We start from the raw sequence: 15,281 nt of genomic DNA, 5'->3' as shown, positions 1-15,281 counted from the left end.
CTTATTCGCCTCTTGGAACTGGACCAGACATACTCGAGTGACGCGAGTCGCCTAAGACGGAAATCATTAACATCGTCGCGCCCACCACGGTGATGTAGACACCTGTGTCGAAGAGGGCAGCGGAGGCAAGGTGCATTTCACCTAAAATGGGTGGCGATACATAGATATGAGCACTGGTCAGGAATGGACGCCCCCATAGCCAAGCCGCGATACCTGTCAGCCCCGCAATGGTTAAACCAATACCAATCCAAACTTCATATAAGCGACCTGATTTTGCACCAATCAGTTGTTCAGCACGGTCTTGGCCGAGCGCAATATATTGAATCACTAAGGCTAAAGAGGTAATTAAGCCTGCAATAAAGCCACCGCCTGGTAAATTATGACCCCGTAGGAAAATATATAAGCTGATGACGAGTGCTAAAGGCAAAATCCATGATGATGTAATACGGAACATCAGTGGTGACGGATTAAAACGATAGGTCAGACCTTGCGTAATGGTGGTACCATGAGCACGCATACCATCCATCATGCACAGCGTACCAATTGCGGCAATTCCCAGTACGGTAATTTCACCAAAGGTATCGAAGCCACGGAAGTCGACCAAGATCACGTTGACCACATTGGTACCACCACCAAGTGGGATTGATTGCTGCATAAAGAACCATGAGATGGAATTATGATCGCGGGTCATGATCAGCCATGAAATCCATGCGATCCCTAAACCTGCAATAATCGCAATTATTGCATCTCGCCAACGACGAGACACACTCGACTCATAAGGGGTGAGCTGTGGTAATAATGATAAGCTCATGAGTAAGAGCACGGTGGTCACCACGTCAACAGTAATCTGCGTGAGCGCCAAATCTGGAGCGGAGAAACAGATAAACACCATAGTCACAACCAGACCGACTGCACCACTGATGAGGACGGCTTTAATCCGTTCATGGTGGAACCAAAGCATCATCCAACATGCAGAGAATAATAATAGCCACAGAACGATTGCGATGATTGGTGCATGTATCAGTTCACGGCTGCCTGTGCCGATACCTTGCAGCCAAAATGGAACAATGACGATGGCTACACTAAAGATTAAAATCCACAATAAATAGCTTTGTAATTTGCCATTTTCAGTAAAGCGACGGAACTTTCTTGAGCTGAGTAAAAGATGCTTTAAAAATAAGTCGAACAGGATTTTGCCTTGCAAACGGCCCAAAAGAGGATCCAAATCGATACGGCGTAATTTGCCGCCCTTTGCCAATGCGAAATAGAAAACTAAACCACCCAATAGTGCTATTACACTCATCAAAAGGGGTGCATTTAAACCATGCCAAATCGCTAAATGTGTACCTTCAAACGCAGTATTTTGAATACTCGCACGCGCGGTACTATTGACAATATGCTCAACCAATAACGCAGGGAAGAGTCCAACTAAAATACATAAAGCAGCCAGTAAGGTTGCTGGTGCGCGCATGCCAAACGGTGGTTCATGCGCTTCTTTATTGGGAACATCTTTCCCTAGTGGACCATCAAAAAATACCCCATGAACCAAACGTACCGAATACGCGACAGCAAAGATACCGGCAAAGGTGGCAATGATGGCTGACACGATCATCACTGGCCCAGTCAGGTTGGCTAACAGTTCAGTAAAGAACATCTCTTTAGAAAGGAAACCATTGGTTAATGGGACACCTGCCATAGAGGCCGCAGTGATCATGGTCAGCGTTGCGGTAAACGGAAGTAATTGCCATAAACCAGAGAGTTTTCGTAAATCACGTGTGCCTGATTCGTGGTCAATAATCCCTGCGATCATAAATAGGGCTGCTTTGAAGGTCGCATGATTAATGATATGGAAAATGGCAGCCGCAACTGCAAGGGGAGAACCGATCCCGAGTAAGCAAACAATCAGACCTAAATGGCTGATGGTGGAATAGGCCAACAGCCCTTTTAAATCTTCTTTGAAAATGGCAAAAAAGGCCGCCATACATAAGGTAAATAAGCCAATAAAGGTGACCAAGTTGTGATACAACTTAGCGCCTGCAAAAATCGGTAATAAGCGTGCAAGCAGGAAAATTCCGGCTTTCACCATCGTGGCAGAGTGTAAATAGGCCGAGACGGGGGTCGGTGCCGCCATAGCATTTGGCAACCAAAAATGGAAAGGGAACTGCGCACTTTTAGTAAAAGCCCCCATTAATATTAATAGCAGTGTGGGTACAAAAAGCGAGTGCTGCTGAATTTGACTACTCATCGTTAGGATTTGATCAATCTGATAGGTGCCCGTGATTTGCGCCAACAGAACAAAACCACCCAACATACATAGACCACCCATGCCTGTAATGGTCAAAGCCATTCGAGAGCCACGCTGAGCTGCGTCGTAATTGCTCCAATAACCAACCAAAAGGAAAGATGAAATGCTGGTAAGTTCCCAGAAAATAAGCAATAAAATTAAATTATTGGACAATGAAATGCCGAGCATGGCAGCCATGAATAGCATCAATAAAACATACAGTTTACTGAGCGAATTCTTTGGACTTAAATAATAGTAGGCATAGATATAAATTAAGGTGCCGATCCCGGTAATGAGCAGGGAAAACAATAAGCCCAATGCATCGAGACGAAAACTGAAATCAATGCCAACTTGAGTGAGCCACGGCCAAGTTTGAATGATGGTTTTGCCATTAAAGACATCTTGAGCCTGACTCAATAATAAAACTAAACTGCTGAGGCTGACGCCAATCGCCCCTAAAGCTGTTACCCCGCGAGAGAATTGCTTCAACCACGAGACAAGTGTTGTGCCTAGTATTAACGGTAACAATATAATAATCGGTAGCACACTCGTATCCATTGTCATGATTAGGCGGTGAAACCTAGGTGTATTTCATCTTTCAAGGATTACAGGACAGCAAAGAGCAGTCCAAAAATTCAATCTTGAAAGCCATGTGTGTCAAAAAAATTAAAAACAAGCTGTGTTGCGCAACTCGTGAAGCGATAGCAATTTCCGATGTTACTATGAAAATTGCAAATAAAACCGATCATATTACATGCGTAAAACAACATCAATCTTTTTTATGAACCACTTACACATTATACGCCTGACGCAACTGACTCGACATTTATCGCGGCCTTGTTGCTGAATATTTAAACATCGAGTCGGTGTATTATACTCAGCCAATCAGCCTCAGTATTTTTAACTCAGTGGTTGGATTGTAACGTCCTGATCACCTCGCTGTGATAAAGCCCTAACCAATTCTTGTTGCTGTTGCTCGGTCAGTTGTGTCTGAATTAATTGCAACATGTGCTGGATGGTATCCGGATGGTTCAGCGGCTCATTTAATTCAGTCTCTTCAGTTTTAGGTGGAAGCGATGGTTTAGATCCGAGTTGCAACTGCTGATAAATTTGATCATAGGTTTCTTGTAGTTTTTCAGGCTGAATCTCACTGAGCTTTTTATTCTGTAGTTTTAAGCACTGAAAGCGAGAAGCCTGTTCCAGCAGTTCGGGACGGTTGCCGCTGGCAATGATTTGGAGTCGTGGAAACGCTTGATTTAAACGGGTCAAAATCACTTGAGTCATGTTTTGATCGAGTTGGTGGTCTATGGCGTCGATCAATAAAATACCGTCACCTTCTTGGCAAGGATATAAGCTATGAGGATTGAGTAGACAGAGGCGACGTACAATATCACCAATTAAGGCCACAAGGTTGCGCACACTATTCGACAGCTGTTGAAATAACATGTCTTTGCCTTGATAGCAGACCATTAACTGTAATTTGGGGTGATATTGCAGATAAATATTGCTCACATCGGGCAACACGGTCTGTAAAGCTTGTTTTAATGATCTGAGAGATGGTGTGTGTAAATCGGCCTGAGCTTGTGCTAGTTTTTGCCTAAAAATTGGCGTGTCTGATGCGTTGGGTATATCGGCTTGGGTTTTAGGATGTAATAAATTTTGAATTAATTCGGCACTTTGCGCATTTTCGATGTCGGATATTTCACGAAACCACTCAAAAAAACGAATAAACGTGGTAAAGGGAATGGCCGATATTTCATAAGCATGCGAAGGCTGAAAAATAGCAGGATTGTTTTTATTGAGAATATTCACATCGTTGACGAAACGTTCAGCAGGGTAATAGGCAATGAGTGGCAACCCTTGTAACGGATCGGCTTTGAGGGCTTTTTGATACAGCGCAACCATCGATTCTAATTGCTGTGTTTCGGCCTTACTGAGGCCGACGCCTTGAGTGTTTAAGGTTTTGTACAATTGCCATGAACAACATTGTGGGTCTTGGTCTTGTTGATCACTTGAAAGCTGAAATGAGCCAATGTCTTCGGGAAAACTGACTTGAATATCAAGTTTCGATTGCAAGCGATTTAACATGATGTCTTGATCGAGCATTACCACGCCTGCGGTGCGTAAATCTTTATAGCGTGCAGCAAACCAAGTGAGGGCCTGATAACTAAAGCGCAGTAGGGAGGTTTTTCCGGAGCTTTGATCACCCAAAATTAAGGTAATCGGTAGATCGTGATAATTAAAATTGAGGGTGATATCAGTAAAATGAAGGGTGTGCTTGAGTTGAATAGATTGTATTTTCATGGTGCACCTTTTACTGATTTATTGTTTATTCACCTTTTTCACCATACTAGCTGACCGCTTGTGCCAAAGATTTGGGCATTTGACGTTTTAAGTGCTGCATCAAGTCATAAATATGATGGATATTTAAACTTACTTTAGCACGTGTGCAAGCCACGTAAAGTAACCGTAACTCTTCGTCACTAATTTTATAATCTTTATCGTTGAGCTTAAATTGGTAGTCATCTTCAATATGTACCCGATCCCATTCTAAACCTTTGGCTTTATGGGCGGTCGAGATGATGTAGTCGGCTTGATCAATTGGGGTGATTTTCGCCAGCGCCTTTTTCAGTGGGTCAGTACCGTGGTCATCGACCAACTTCACTAGCGGTTTAATATCGCTGCCGTCATTGGTTTCACAATATTCATGCACATCATGCCATGAGTTAAACCATGCAAGCTCTGGGACATCGACTACGCGTTTGCCTTGCTTGAGCATGGTTGCTGCATCGACAAAACGATTGAGTCGCGCATGATCTGCTTGTAGGCTAACTTTTTCGCCCTTAACCAAACCCGCCAATAACAGTTCCATCGCACGTGCATTGGTACGACATAAAATGGCATCGCGCATCTTGGTATGTGGTTTATTGACCACTTTAGAGTTGAGCTGCGGATTACCCATTAAAGGCACGGTTTCGTTCAATGCGCCCAGTAGAGCATTGGCGTTCAAGGCAATTTCTTCACCAAAACGGAAAGACGTGGTTAAACGGGATTCAGGTAAAGGGAGTTGCTGCATGGCATTGACTGCGCCACGCCATGCATAAATTTGTTGATGCGCATCGCCTACATAGATGACTTGAGTATTCCGCTGTTTCAGTAAAATCCCTAGCATTAGCGGGTCAGCATCTTGAGCTTCATCGAACAGCACATAATCCGCAGGAATATTCGGTTCAGACAAAGCCCAAAGTTTTAAATAAATATCGTGTCCAATCCCTGCTGCATGGTTCGGATCAATCGACTCTAACCAACGACGTTCAATGGCAGGATACAAATGCTTTTGTAAGCTTTCGATATCGTCCGGATGCAGCCAACTCGGTGCTTGTAGATGTCGTGGGGCAGGGTACTGTGAACTGGTCGAACAGAAATAACTGACAGCGTTTGCCACCAGACTTGCCAAACGCGAAGGCATGAGTACATATTTTTCATAACGACCGCCCATCATACGACGTAAGGTGATCGGTTCTAGTCGATATTCTTTGGCAATAAAGCTCGGACTTAAACGTGGTAGACGCAGTTTGTCAGTCACTCCACGTGGAACACTACGATAAGCCAATGAGTGGAAGGTTCGACAGTCGACATTTTGATGAAAACGATTCTGTGCTTCGGTGGCAATGGCTTTGTTAAAGGCCAAGTACATGCCACGCCGCTGAGGCATGGCATCACTGATCATTTGCAGTGTGGTTGTTTTACCTGTGCCAGCATAGGCAATCACTTTAAATGATTTACCAAGACGTGCGTTATCTATGGCGGTGGCCTGCTCATAGGTCGCGGTCGGTTTTTTAAGATCTGGCACGGTTGCGTCTTAGTGCTGACGGTTGGCTTTTTCAACCAAACCGGAAAGGCCTTGACGACGAGCGAGTTCGTTAAGTACCAATTGAGGATCAATATCGAAATAACCCAACATCACAATGGTATGGAACCAAAGGTCTGCTACTTCGTAAATCAAATCGTTTTTGTTGTCTTCATTGGCTTCAATTTTGAAATCTTTAGCGGCAATGATGGTTTCAACACTTTCTTCACCGATTTTTTCTAAAATTTTGTTGAGGCCTTTATGGTAAAGCTTTGCCACATAAGAGGACTCAGGATCGGCTTGTTTGCGTTCAGCCATCATTTTACCTAAGTAGTCGAGTACTTCGACTTGCTCAGATTGTGCATTGGATGCATTCATCGCAAGGGTATGTGGATTTGCTGATTTTGCGCCATAAATTGCAGCAGGATCTTTTAATTGCGCATCGACAATTTCCCAGCCATTGGCAGTAAGCTTGCGGTAGAAGCATGACTCACGGCCGGTATGGCAGGCAATGCCGCCATGCTGTTCAATCTGCAGCACAATCACGTCAGCATCACAGTCCAAACGGATTTCATGCACAGTTTGGAAATGGCCAGATTCTTCACCTTTATGCCATAACTTATTGCGTGAACGTGAAAAGTACACCGCTTGATTTTTTTCTGCAGTTTGCGCCAACGCTTCACGGTTCATCCATGCCACCATCAAAACGCGTCCGCTTTGATGATGCTGTGCAATAGCAGGCACTAAGCCTTGTTCGTTAAATTTTACTTCATCGAGCCATTGCAGGTTGTTCATGAGGATTTCACCAATTCAAAAATCAAAAAATAAAATGCTGCAGCATTTGAGCAGCACCATAGTGTAAGCCATCAAGAGAATGATGGGGAGTTAATTCTTAATCAAATTTTAAATTGCGCAGTTCAGCAGCAGAATCATCTGCAGGCTTACGGGCAATGTCGGCATAATTCATTTGTCCAAATGCACCTGTTTTTAAGCCAGAAATCGTGATGGCCATTTCTTTGCGGAAAAACGGCAGCTGATACATGGCACGAAATGAAATATCACGCAGCGGTGCTGTCCAGCGATGATGTGATTGATAAAACGGTGTCAGTAGGCGGCTAAAAAATTGGTAAAACCGCACGGACGGCAACCGCAGTTGATGATACTGCTGCCAGAGGTTTTGCAGTGAGGAATCCTGTTGATATTGGAGCAGGGCATGACTGATGGCCCATGCATCGAGCAGCGCCATATTGGCACCTTGTCCAAGTTGTGGACTCATGGCATGAGCCGCATCTCCTAAGATACCGATACGACCTTCACCGAGTTTGCTCAGCACCACATCACGATAGTTGGCAGACAGCCATTGCTGCGGATCATCTGGATGTGGAATCACATGCGCTAACCATTCTGCAACACTCGGCCAGCGTTTCGAAACTTCAAGCAACCATTGCTGCTGTGCGCTTTTGGTTTTTAAGAATCCTTCTAAATCTGCTGTAGGTAGACTCCAGAAAATGCTCGAAAGACGCTGTTCAGGCTGCGTTGGAATTGCTCCCGTAGGCATTACACCCATCATGATGTTGGAGCAGTCATAGAACTGATGCAAGATCTGTGGATTCAGCACTTCGCATTCAGGCACGATGATCCACTTTGCCCCCCAAGGATAGGCTTGGTTGAGCTTTTCCCATGCTTTAGGGCGTAAATGGCTGCGTGCGCCATTGGCGATCAGCACGAGATCAAACTGACGTTGAAAGGATTGATCTGCGGACTGCCCAATCACGTTGATACCGTCACAGGATTCTTGAAGTTCATGTACCTCATGCGCCATGCACCACTCAACGTGTTGAGGATATTCTCGGACTTTGGATGCAAGGACATGACAGAGTGTGGCACGGTGAATGCCGAGTCCATATGAACGTTCATCGGCTTGTCGATATTGACTGTTTATCAGCAAGTCGCCGCCAGCCAGTTGACCTTCAAGACCGGTTACCACAGCACCTAGGCTTAAGGCGTGTTCCAAAATGCCTAAATGTTCGAAAACCGCCAGCCCGGCGGGTTGTAATAATAATCCTGCGCCCACAGGTTCAAGTTGTGAGACTTTTTCATATAAGCAGATCTGATGGCCTTGAGCAGCAAGCATTGCTGCAGCAGCTAATCCTGCCGTACCTGCACCGATGATGGCAATGTTTTGAGTTTTCATTGTTATAAAAGTTGATTTTATCTCAGCCCAATGTAGCAAAGTTGTCGTATAAAACCCAATAAAAAAGCCCTCATAAGGGCTTTTTTAGAGGTGAGTCAAGTCTTACCAGTGTTCACCTGGGAATAGGCGAGCATATGCCTTTTGTACCCAATTGAGTTTTTCTTGCTTACCAATAGACGCTGAAGAGCTTGGGAACAAGTTATAACCAATCGACATGAGTTTGTTATTAATGTCAGGTGCAATGGAGTAGGTGATTGAAGCCAGACGGCCCAAATTGGTCGCCACTTTCTTCGGACGTTTCACGATGGCATAGGCAATCAAGTCAGTTGCTTGTTCTGGAGAAAGGGTTGGAACGTATTTATATATTTTGGTTGGGGCGATCATTGGCGTGCGCACCAATGGCATGTAGACCGACGTGATGGCAATATTATGCGAGTGAACTTCAGCGCTCAGGCAACGGCTAAAAGCATCTAATGCGGCTTTAGACGCAACATATGCAGAGAAGCGCGTTGCATTGGCCAATACACCAATCGAACTGATGTTGATGATATGACCTTCACGACGAATCATCATTTTAGGCAACAGGTTCATCACCAAACGTACCGCGCCAAAATAGTTCAACTGCATAGTACGTTCAAAATCATGGAAACGATCGGTTGATTCATGTACGGCACGACGAATAGAACGGCCAGCGTTATTAATTAAGATATCGATATGATCGACGGAAGCGAGGATTTGTTGTGCCACAGCATCAATGGAGTCCATGTCATTGAGGTCACATGGGAAAACATCAGCTTTACCGCCATTGGCTTCAATTTCAGCTTTTACGGCATCGAGGGTTTCTTTGGTACGTGCAACCAGTAGAACATGTGCGCCAGCGTTGGCAAGGCGATGCGCTGTGGTTAAACCGATACCACTCGATGCACCGGTGATTAAAATAGTCTTACCGTTGACACGGTCAACGAAACGTTTCTCAAGTCTTGAATTCACGATGAGGTTCCCTGTTAAATCAGTTTTATTGTATTCATTTATCGGCCCGACAACGTTATTTGCAGGGCTGTTTTAAGTCAGCGGTATGATAGCGTTTTATTTAAAAAAAGCCATATGATAAGTAATTGATAATAAAATAATATTTAGAGTTTTTACTCTAAATTAAAATCCCTATTTACTCAATTTTTAACACATAAATATGTGAAAGAGAAGTGCTTTTAGCAACATCGTTGCAACGCAAAAAAAGTCGATTTTCAAGATAAATAAAATTGTAAATAAATATAGAAGCAGGGCCATAGATGCCCAAATTTGGAAGGCGGATTATGTGGGAGTGGTTATTTAAATGAAATGGAAATAAAAACAGGCCTTAAAAATAAGACCTGTGGATTGTGCACTTGTGGTTTAAACAGCAGCTAAGGCTTGATCTAAGTCGGCAATCAAGTCATCTGCATGTTCGATCCCAATCGATAAACGAACCATATCAATGCTGACACCGGCGGCTTTGAGTTCATCTTCATTGAGCTGACGATGTGTCGTGGTCGCGGGATGGCAGGCTAAACTTTTGGCATCACCAATATTCACCAGGCGAGTAAACAACTGCAAGGCATCGATGAAACGTGTGCCACCTGCAAGGCCGTCTTGAACCCCAAAGGAAAGAATTGCCGACGGTTTTCCTTTGACATATTTTTGCGCCAAAGCATGCTGTGGATGGTCTTTTAAGCCAGCGTAGTTGACCCATTTTACTTTTGGATGCGCTTGTAAATATTCAGCCACTTTTTGCGCATTTTCGGTATGACGTTCCATGCGCAGGCTTAAGGTTTCCAAACCTTGTAAGATCAAAAACACATTGTGTGGGCTGATCGCAGCGCCTGTATTACGTAGTGGTACCACGCGCGCACGGGCAATGTAGGCGGCTTCACCTAAAGCTTCGACATAATTCACCCCGTGGTAGCTTGGATCAGGGGTGTTGAGTGATTTAAAGCGTTCAGGGTATTTGCCCCATGGGAACTTGCCGCTGTCGACGATGATGCCGCCTATCGAATTACCATGACCGCCAATATATTTTGTGAGTGAATGCACCACAATGTCGGCACCAAATTCAAAAGATTTTTGCAGGACAGGGGTGGCCACAGTATTGTCCACCACCACAGGTATGCCATATTCATGCGCAATTTTCGAAATTGCTTCGAGGTCAATAATATTGCCCAATGGGTTACCAATAGATTCGACAAAGACCAGCTTGGTTTTGTCATCGATGAGGCTACGCAGCGCTTCAGGGTTCTGATAATCAAAGAAGCGAACTTCAATGCCTTGTTTCGGCAGAGTGTGGGCAAACAGGTTATATGTGCCGCCGTACAGGGTCGAAACTGAAGCGATATTGTCGCCTGCTTCAGCAATGGTTTGAATCGCATATGTAATGGCCGCCATACCTGATGCCAACGCCAGTGCGCCTATACCGCCTTCGAGTGCTGCAACACGCTGTTCAAGTACCGCCGTGGTTGGATTCATAATGCGGGTATAAATATTACCCTGAACTTTTAAGTCAAATAAATCAGCACCATGCTGTGTGTTATCAAAGGAATATGAGGTGGTTTGATAAATCGGCACCGCAACCGCTTTGGTGGTTGGCTCCGGGGTATACCCCGCGTGAATTGCTAAAGTTTCGTCTTTATAGGTCATGATTACATCATCTAAGTGAGCTAATTTTTTAAACAGTCTATCACTTATATATATGAATAAAAGTGCTTTATTTATAAAACTAATATCATAATTATTCATATTATTGAAAAATTTTCAGCTAAAGATGAGCGAAATTATGCTTAAAAACGCATGTTTAAATTTTGTTCGCCATTAAACTTGTAACAATGCATTGAAGGCGTGTGCGAAACCTTATTTTTTCACGACTTTATGCGTATAATAGCCGATTATTTTTTCGCTCAATTGAGCAGGGGCAACTTTGTGTTGTTCCGTATATGTTTTGACTATTGAGGAGTCCTAAGTGGCCCAATATATTTACACGATGAACCGTGTGTCGAAGATGGTTCCGCCTAAGCGCGAAATCCTGAAAGACATCTCTTTATCATTTTTCCCAGGCGCAAAAATTGGTGTGCTTGGTCTAAACGGTGCAGGTAAATCTACCTTGCTTCGTATTATGGCGGGCGTAGATAAAGATTTCTCAGGTGAAGCACGTGCTCAACCGGGTATCAAAATTGGTTACCTTGAACAAGAGCCGCCATTGGATGAAAGCAAAGACGTTCGTGGTAACGTTGAAGACGGTTTACGTGAGCCGTTAGATGCTTTGGCGCGTCTTGATGAAGTGTTTGCAGAATATGCAGCAGAAGATGCTGACTTTGATGCACTTGCAAAAGAACAAGAGAAGTTAGAAGCCATTATCCATTCATGGGATGCACATAATATTGTGAACCAAATGGATCAGGCTGCTGCAGCGTTGAACCTTCCAGCTTGGGATGCAGATGTATCTAAGTTGTCTGGTGGTGAGCGCCGTCGTGTTGCACTTTGCCGTTTGTTATTGTCTAAACCAGACATGTTGCTTCTAGATGAGCCAACGAACCATTTGGATGCTTCATCAGTATCATGGTTGGAACGTTTCTTGAAAGACTTCCCAGGTACGATCGTTGCGATTACCCATGACCGTTACTTCTTGGATAACGTGGCAGAGTGGATTCTTGAGCTTGACCGCGGCATGGGTATTCCATACCAAGGCAACTACTCTTCTTGGTTAGAGCAGAAAAATGCCCGTTTAGAGCAAGAACAGAAGCAAGAAGAATCTTTTGCTAAAGCATTGAAAAAAGAACTTGAATGGGTTCGTTCAAATGCTAAAGGTCAGCAAAAGAAAAACAAAGCGCGTATGGAGCGTTTTGAAGAGCTTAACTCACGCGAATTCCAACAGCGTAACGAAACGTCTGAAATCTATATTCCACCTGGTCCACGTCTAGGTAACAAAGTTGTAGAAGTTGAAGGTATCAGCAAGTCATTTGGTGATCGCACGCTTTATAAAGATTTATCATTCGTTGTACCACCTGCTGCAATTGTAGGTATCGTGGGCGAAAACGGTGCGGGTAAAACCACATTATTCCGTATGATGACAGGCGAACAACAACCAGATACAGGTACAGTTACACTGGGTGAGTCTGTTAAAGTGGCTTATGTTGGTCAGATTCGTGACACCTTAGATGACAACAAAACTGTTTGGGAAGAAGTTTCTGGCGGTTTAGATATCTTGAAAATTGGTGAATACGAAATCGCATCTCGTGCGTATATCGGTCGCTTTAACTTCAAAGGTCAAGATCAGCAAAAACGTGTAGGTCAATTGTCAGGTGGTGAACGTAACCGTTTACAACTTGCGAAAATCCTGCAAATGGGTGCAAACGTCATCTTACTCGATGAACCGTCAAACGACTTGGATATTGAAACTTTACGTGCGCTTGAAGATGCTATTCTGGTATTCCCAGGTACTGTCATGGTGATCTCGCATGACCGTTGGTTCCTCGACCGTATTGCAACGCACATCTTGTCATTTGAAGGTGAAACCCCTGAATTCTTCACGGGTAACTACCATGAATTTGAAGAATACCGTCGTAAACGTGATGGTGATGACCTTGTTGCAAAGCGTCAAAAATACCGCAAAATTGGTAACTAAGTTCCAGTTTTAAAATAAAAAACCAGCCTGCGGGCTGGTTTTTTATTGCGTGAGAAGCAATGACTATACAACAATGTCTTCATAGGCATGATGTAAGACGTAGTCTGCTTGTTCATGGCCTTGTGCAGCCGCTTTACTGAGCCAAAGCTCTGCAAGTTCATAATTGCGGTCTAAGCCGAGTTCTCCATGTAAATAACCGAGACCTAAGCGATATTGGGCATCTTTATGACCTTTTAATGCGGCACTTAAGAAATTCCACATGGCATTGCGATAGTCAGTAGGGGATTGGTCTGCTGAATCCATAGTATGGTGACTGAGAAAGTCTTGATGGTGTTGAGCCGCAAGAATTTCAAAATAAGTCCCTTGGGCGTAATCACCCTCGGCTTCTGTAATCGAAAGGTGCATTCCTTGCAACTTTGGATTCATCTGTTGTGACAACAGTGCATAGATTTTTTTCAGAGCTTGTATCATCATTGTTAAACTCCTTGTTGCTAAATATAACCACTTGATTAATAAAAATATTAATTGCAGTCATTCGTGCGCTGCGATGAATGATTTAATTGTTTTAAACAGATCACACTTAAGATGAAAATTAGCATGCTTGTCATGATATGTGAATAGGTATTAAAAAAATATTTATAAGTAATTTCAGTCATGTAGATCGCGAAAAATTATTTTTAATAAATTGAAAGTAGATGCTGAAAAAGCAGTTTTAAAGTTTGAAGGTAAAACGTAATACTGAAGGTTGAATGATGTAATTTTATTACGTTTACTGCACCTGTTAAGCTCAAGACTGAAGAACATATAATTTATAAGGTCAGAAAATAATGAGTGAGCATCATGGGCATGACCACAGCCATGCCGTTGTCACAGAAGGGAATGTCAAAAAATTAAGTTTTGCCTTAGCACTGACCACGACGTTTTTGATTATTGAAGTCATTGCTGGATTTATGACGCAAAGTTTGGCGCTATTGTCAGATGCGGCACATATGTTCACCGATGCTGCAGCCCTTGCCATAGCATTGGTCGCGATCAAAATTGGCAAGCTTCCTGCTGATAACAAACGTACCTTTGGCTATCAGCGTTTTGAAATTTTGGCAGCCTTGTTTAATGCCTTGATGCTATTTGTGGTTGCGATTTATATTTTGTATGAGGCCTATCAGCGCTTTTCAACGCCGCCGGAAATTCAAAGTATGGGCATGATGATTGTGGCCGTCATCGGTCTAATCATTAACTTAATCTCGATGCGTATTTTATTTTCCAGTTCACAAGAAAGCTTGAATGTGAAAGGGGCGTATCTAGAGGTGTTAAGTGATGCCTTAGGTTCGGTCGGTGTGATTATTGGCGCAGCGATTATTTATTTTACCGGCTGGATGTGGGTCGATACGCTTATTGCGGTGCTCATTGGCTTTTGGGTCTTACCAAGGACTTGGATTTTACTCAAACAAAGTATCAATATTTTATTGGAAGGTGTGCCTGAAGAAATTGACATTGAAAAATTACGCAATGATTTATTGGCACTCAAAGGGGTGGAGAGTATTCACCAGTTAAAGGTCTGGGCAATTACGTCAAAGAATGTGCATTTGACGGTTCATCTCTTTGCACCTGAAGCCGATCGTAATGCCTTGTATTTTGAGGCGATTGAAATGTTGCAACATGAACACGGAATCACGGAGATGACTTTGCAGATCGAAGAGGATGAATGTGTGGTACACCAACACACCCAAAAGTCTGATCATGCACATGAGCACCTTCAAGATGATCACGCGCATTCTCATGATGAACCACATCAGCACTAGTGCTGATGTGATTTAAATGGCCTGTTTAGATTTCCCACTCATGATTACATTCGCGGCATTTCCATTTTTTCTGTGATTGCATAAAACCTTGCATTGAGATTTTAAAATCTGGCAGGTCGCGATAGAACATGAAGCCAGCAATCAAGCAGGCAATAAATACAACAACAGTCGCAGTTTGTAATGTAGTACCTGCACCGTCACCAAAAATCCACATTGCGATGCTGATAATCACCAACAGTAAAAGAATAAATACCGCAGGGATGAGGATAATCAGGCTTTTAGGCACGACAGGACGAGCAACAGGCTGGCCTGCTTGCGCAAGAGGCATAATTTTAGGGCTTTGACATTTAGGGCAACGGTATTGCATTGCAACTCCATAATTTTAATCTATGGTTTATTTTAATCAGAATGACGCAGAAAGCAAAAATACCGTAAATTTAAATCAGATAAAATTTAGGCAATAAAAAACCCAAGTCATAATGCTTGGGTTTTTTATAAGATGA

At 43.4% G+C, this 15,281-nt stretch carries 11 protein-coding genes; 2 read left to right on the top strand and 9 right to left on the bottom strand.

Going from position 1 to position 15,281, the window contains the following annotated elements; all coding sequences use genetic code 11:
* Nucleotide 1: 1 nt before the first annotated feature.
* The 7 genes from FTU06_RS05900 to FTU06_RS05870 all read right to left on the bottom strand — a co-directional run bounded on the left by FTU06_RS05900 (nt 2) and on the right by FTU06_RS05870 (nt 10,998).
* A complete protein-coding gene (locus tag FTU06_RS05900) occupies nt 2–2,842 on the bottom strand; it encodes a monovalent cation/H+ antiporter subunit A (RefSeq protein ID WP_180145582.1) in 2,841 nt (946 codons plus the stop codon).
* Nucleotides 2,843–3,184: 342 nt separating this feature from the next.
* A complete protein-coding gene (locus FTU06_RS05895) occupies nt 3,185–4,588 on the bottom strand; it encodes an AAA family ATPase (RefSeq protein WP_180145497.1) in 1,404 nt (467 codons plus the stop codon).
* A gap of 46 nt (nt 4,589–4,634) precedes the next feature.
* Nucleotides 4,635–6,137, bottom strand: coding sequence for a UvrD-helicase domain-containing protein (locus tag FTU06_RS05890; protein ID WP_180145494.1), 1,503 nt, complete (start codon nt 6,135–6,137; stop codon nt 4,635–4,637).
* A 9-nt stretch (nt 6,138–6,146) separates the two neighbouring features.
* Nucleotides 6,147–6,929, bottom strand: coding sequence for a bifunctional phosphoribosyl-AMP cyclohydrolase/phosphoribosyl-ATP diphosphatase HisIE (gene hisIE / locus FTU06_RS05885; RefSeq protein ID WP_078189402.1), 783 nt, complete (start codon nt 6,927–6,929; stop codon nt 6,147–6,149).
* Nucleotides 6,930–7,026: 97 nt separating this feature from the next.
* Entirely contained in the window at nt 7,027–8,328 is a 1,302-nt protein-coding gene (locus FTU06_RS05880; protein ID WP_180088897.1) for an NAD(P)/FAD-dependent oxidoreductase, read from the bottom strand.
* A gap of 102 nt (nt 8,329–8,430) precedes the next feature.
* Nucleotides 8,431–9,318 (bottom strand): SDR family NAD(P)-dependent oxidoreductase, encoded by an 888-nt coding sequence (locus FTU06_RS05875; protein ID WP_180088899.1) that lies wholly within the window; start codon nt 9,316–9,318, stop codon nt 8,431–8,433.
* A 402-nt stretch (nt 9,319–9,720) separates the two neighbouring features.
* Nucleotides 9,721–10,998, bottom strand: a complete 1,278-nt coding sequence (locus FTU06_RS05870) for an O-acetylhomoserine aminocarboxypropyltransferase/cysteine synthase family protein (protein WP_180055444.1) — start codon at nt 10,996–10,998, stop codon at nt 9,721–9,723.
* A 319-nt stretch (nt 10,999–11,317) separates the two neighbouring features.
* On the opposite strand from FTU06_RS05870, the gene ettA reads away from it, so the two are divergent.
* Nucleotides 11,318–12,979 carry an energy-dependent translational throttle protein EttA gene (gene ettA / locus FTU06_RS05865; protein WP_180042172.1) on the top strand — a complete coding sequence of 554 codons (1,662 nt, stop codon included), beginning with the start codon at nt 11,318–11,320 and terminating at the stop codon, nt 12,977–12,979.
* A gap of 63 nt (nt 12,980–13,042) precedes the next feature.
* On the opposite strand, the gene FTU06_RS05860 is transcribed toward ettA, so the two are convergent.
* Entirely contained in the window at nt 13,043–13,453 is a 411-nt protein-coding gene (locus FTU06_RS05860; RefSeq protein WP_180088901.1) for a tetratricopeptide repeat protein, read from the bottom strand.
* 353 nt (nt 13,454–13,806) lie between these two features.
* Here FTU06_RS05860 and FTU06_RS05855 point away from each other — a divergent pair, with 353 nt between their 5' ends.
* Complete coding sequence (locus FTU06_RS05855; protein ID WP_180021493.1) at nt 13,807–14,778, top strand: cation diffusion facilitator family transporter; 972 nt, start codon at nt 13,807–13,809, stop codon at nt 14,776–14,778.
* Between the two features lie 25 nt (nt 14,779–14,803).
* Here FTU06_RS05855 and FTU06_RS05850 read toward each other — a convergent pair whose 3' ends face one another.
* Nucleotides 14,804–15,145, bottom strand: a complete 342-nt coding sequence (locus FTU06_RS05850) for a hypothetical protein (protein WP_078189395.1) — start codon at nt 15,143–15,145, stop codon at nt 14,804–14,806.
* Between the last annotated feature and the right edge of the window lie 136 nt (nt 15,146–15,281).

This window comes from Acinetobacter sp. YH12052, from assembly GCF_013419835.1.
GTDB classification, from domain to species: Bacteria; Pseudomonadota; Gammaproteobacteria; order Pseudomonadales; family Moraxellaceae; genus Acinetobacter; species Acinetobacter amyesii.
This window is presented reverse-complemented; position numbering and strand designations above follow the sequence as displayed.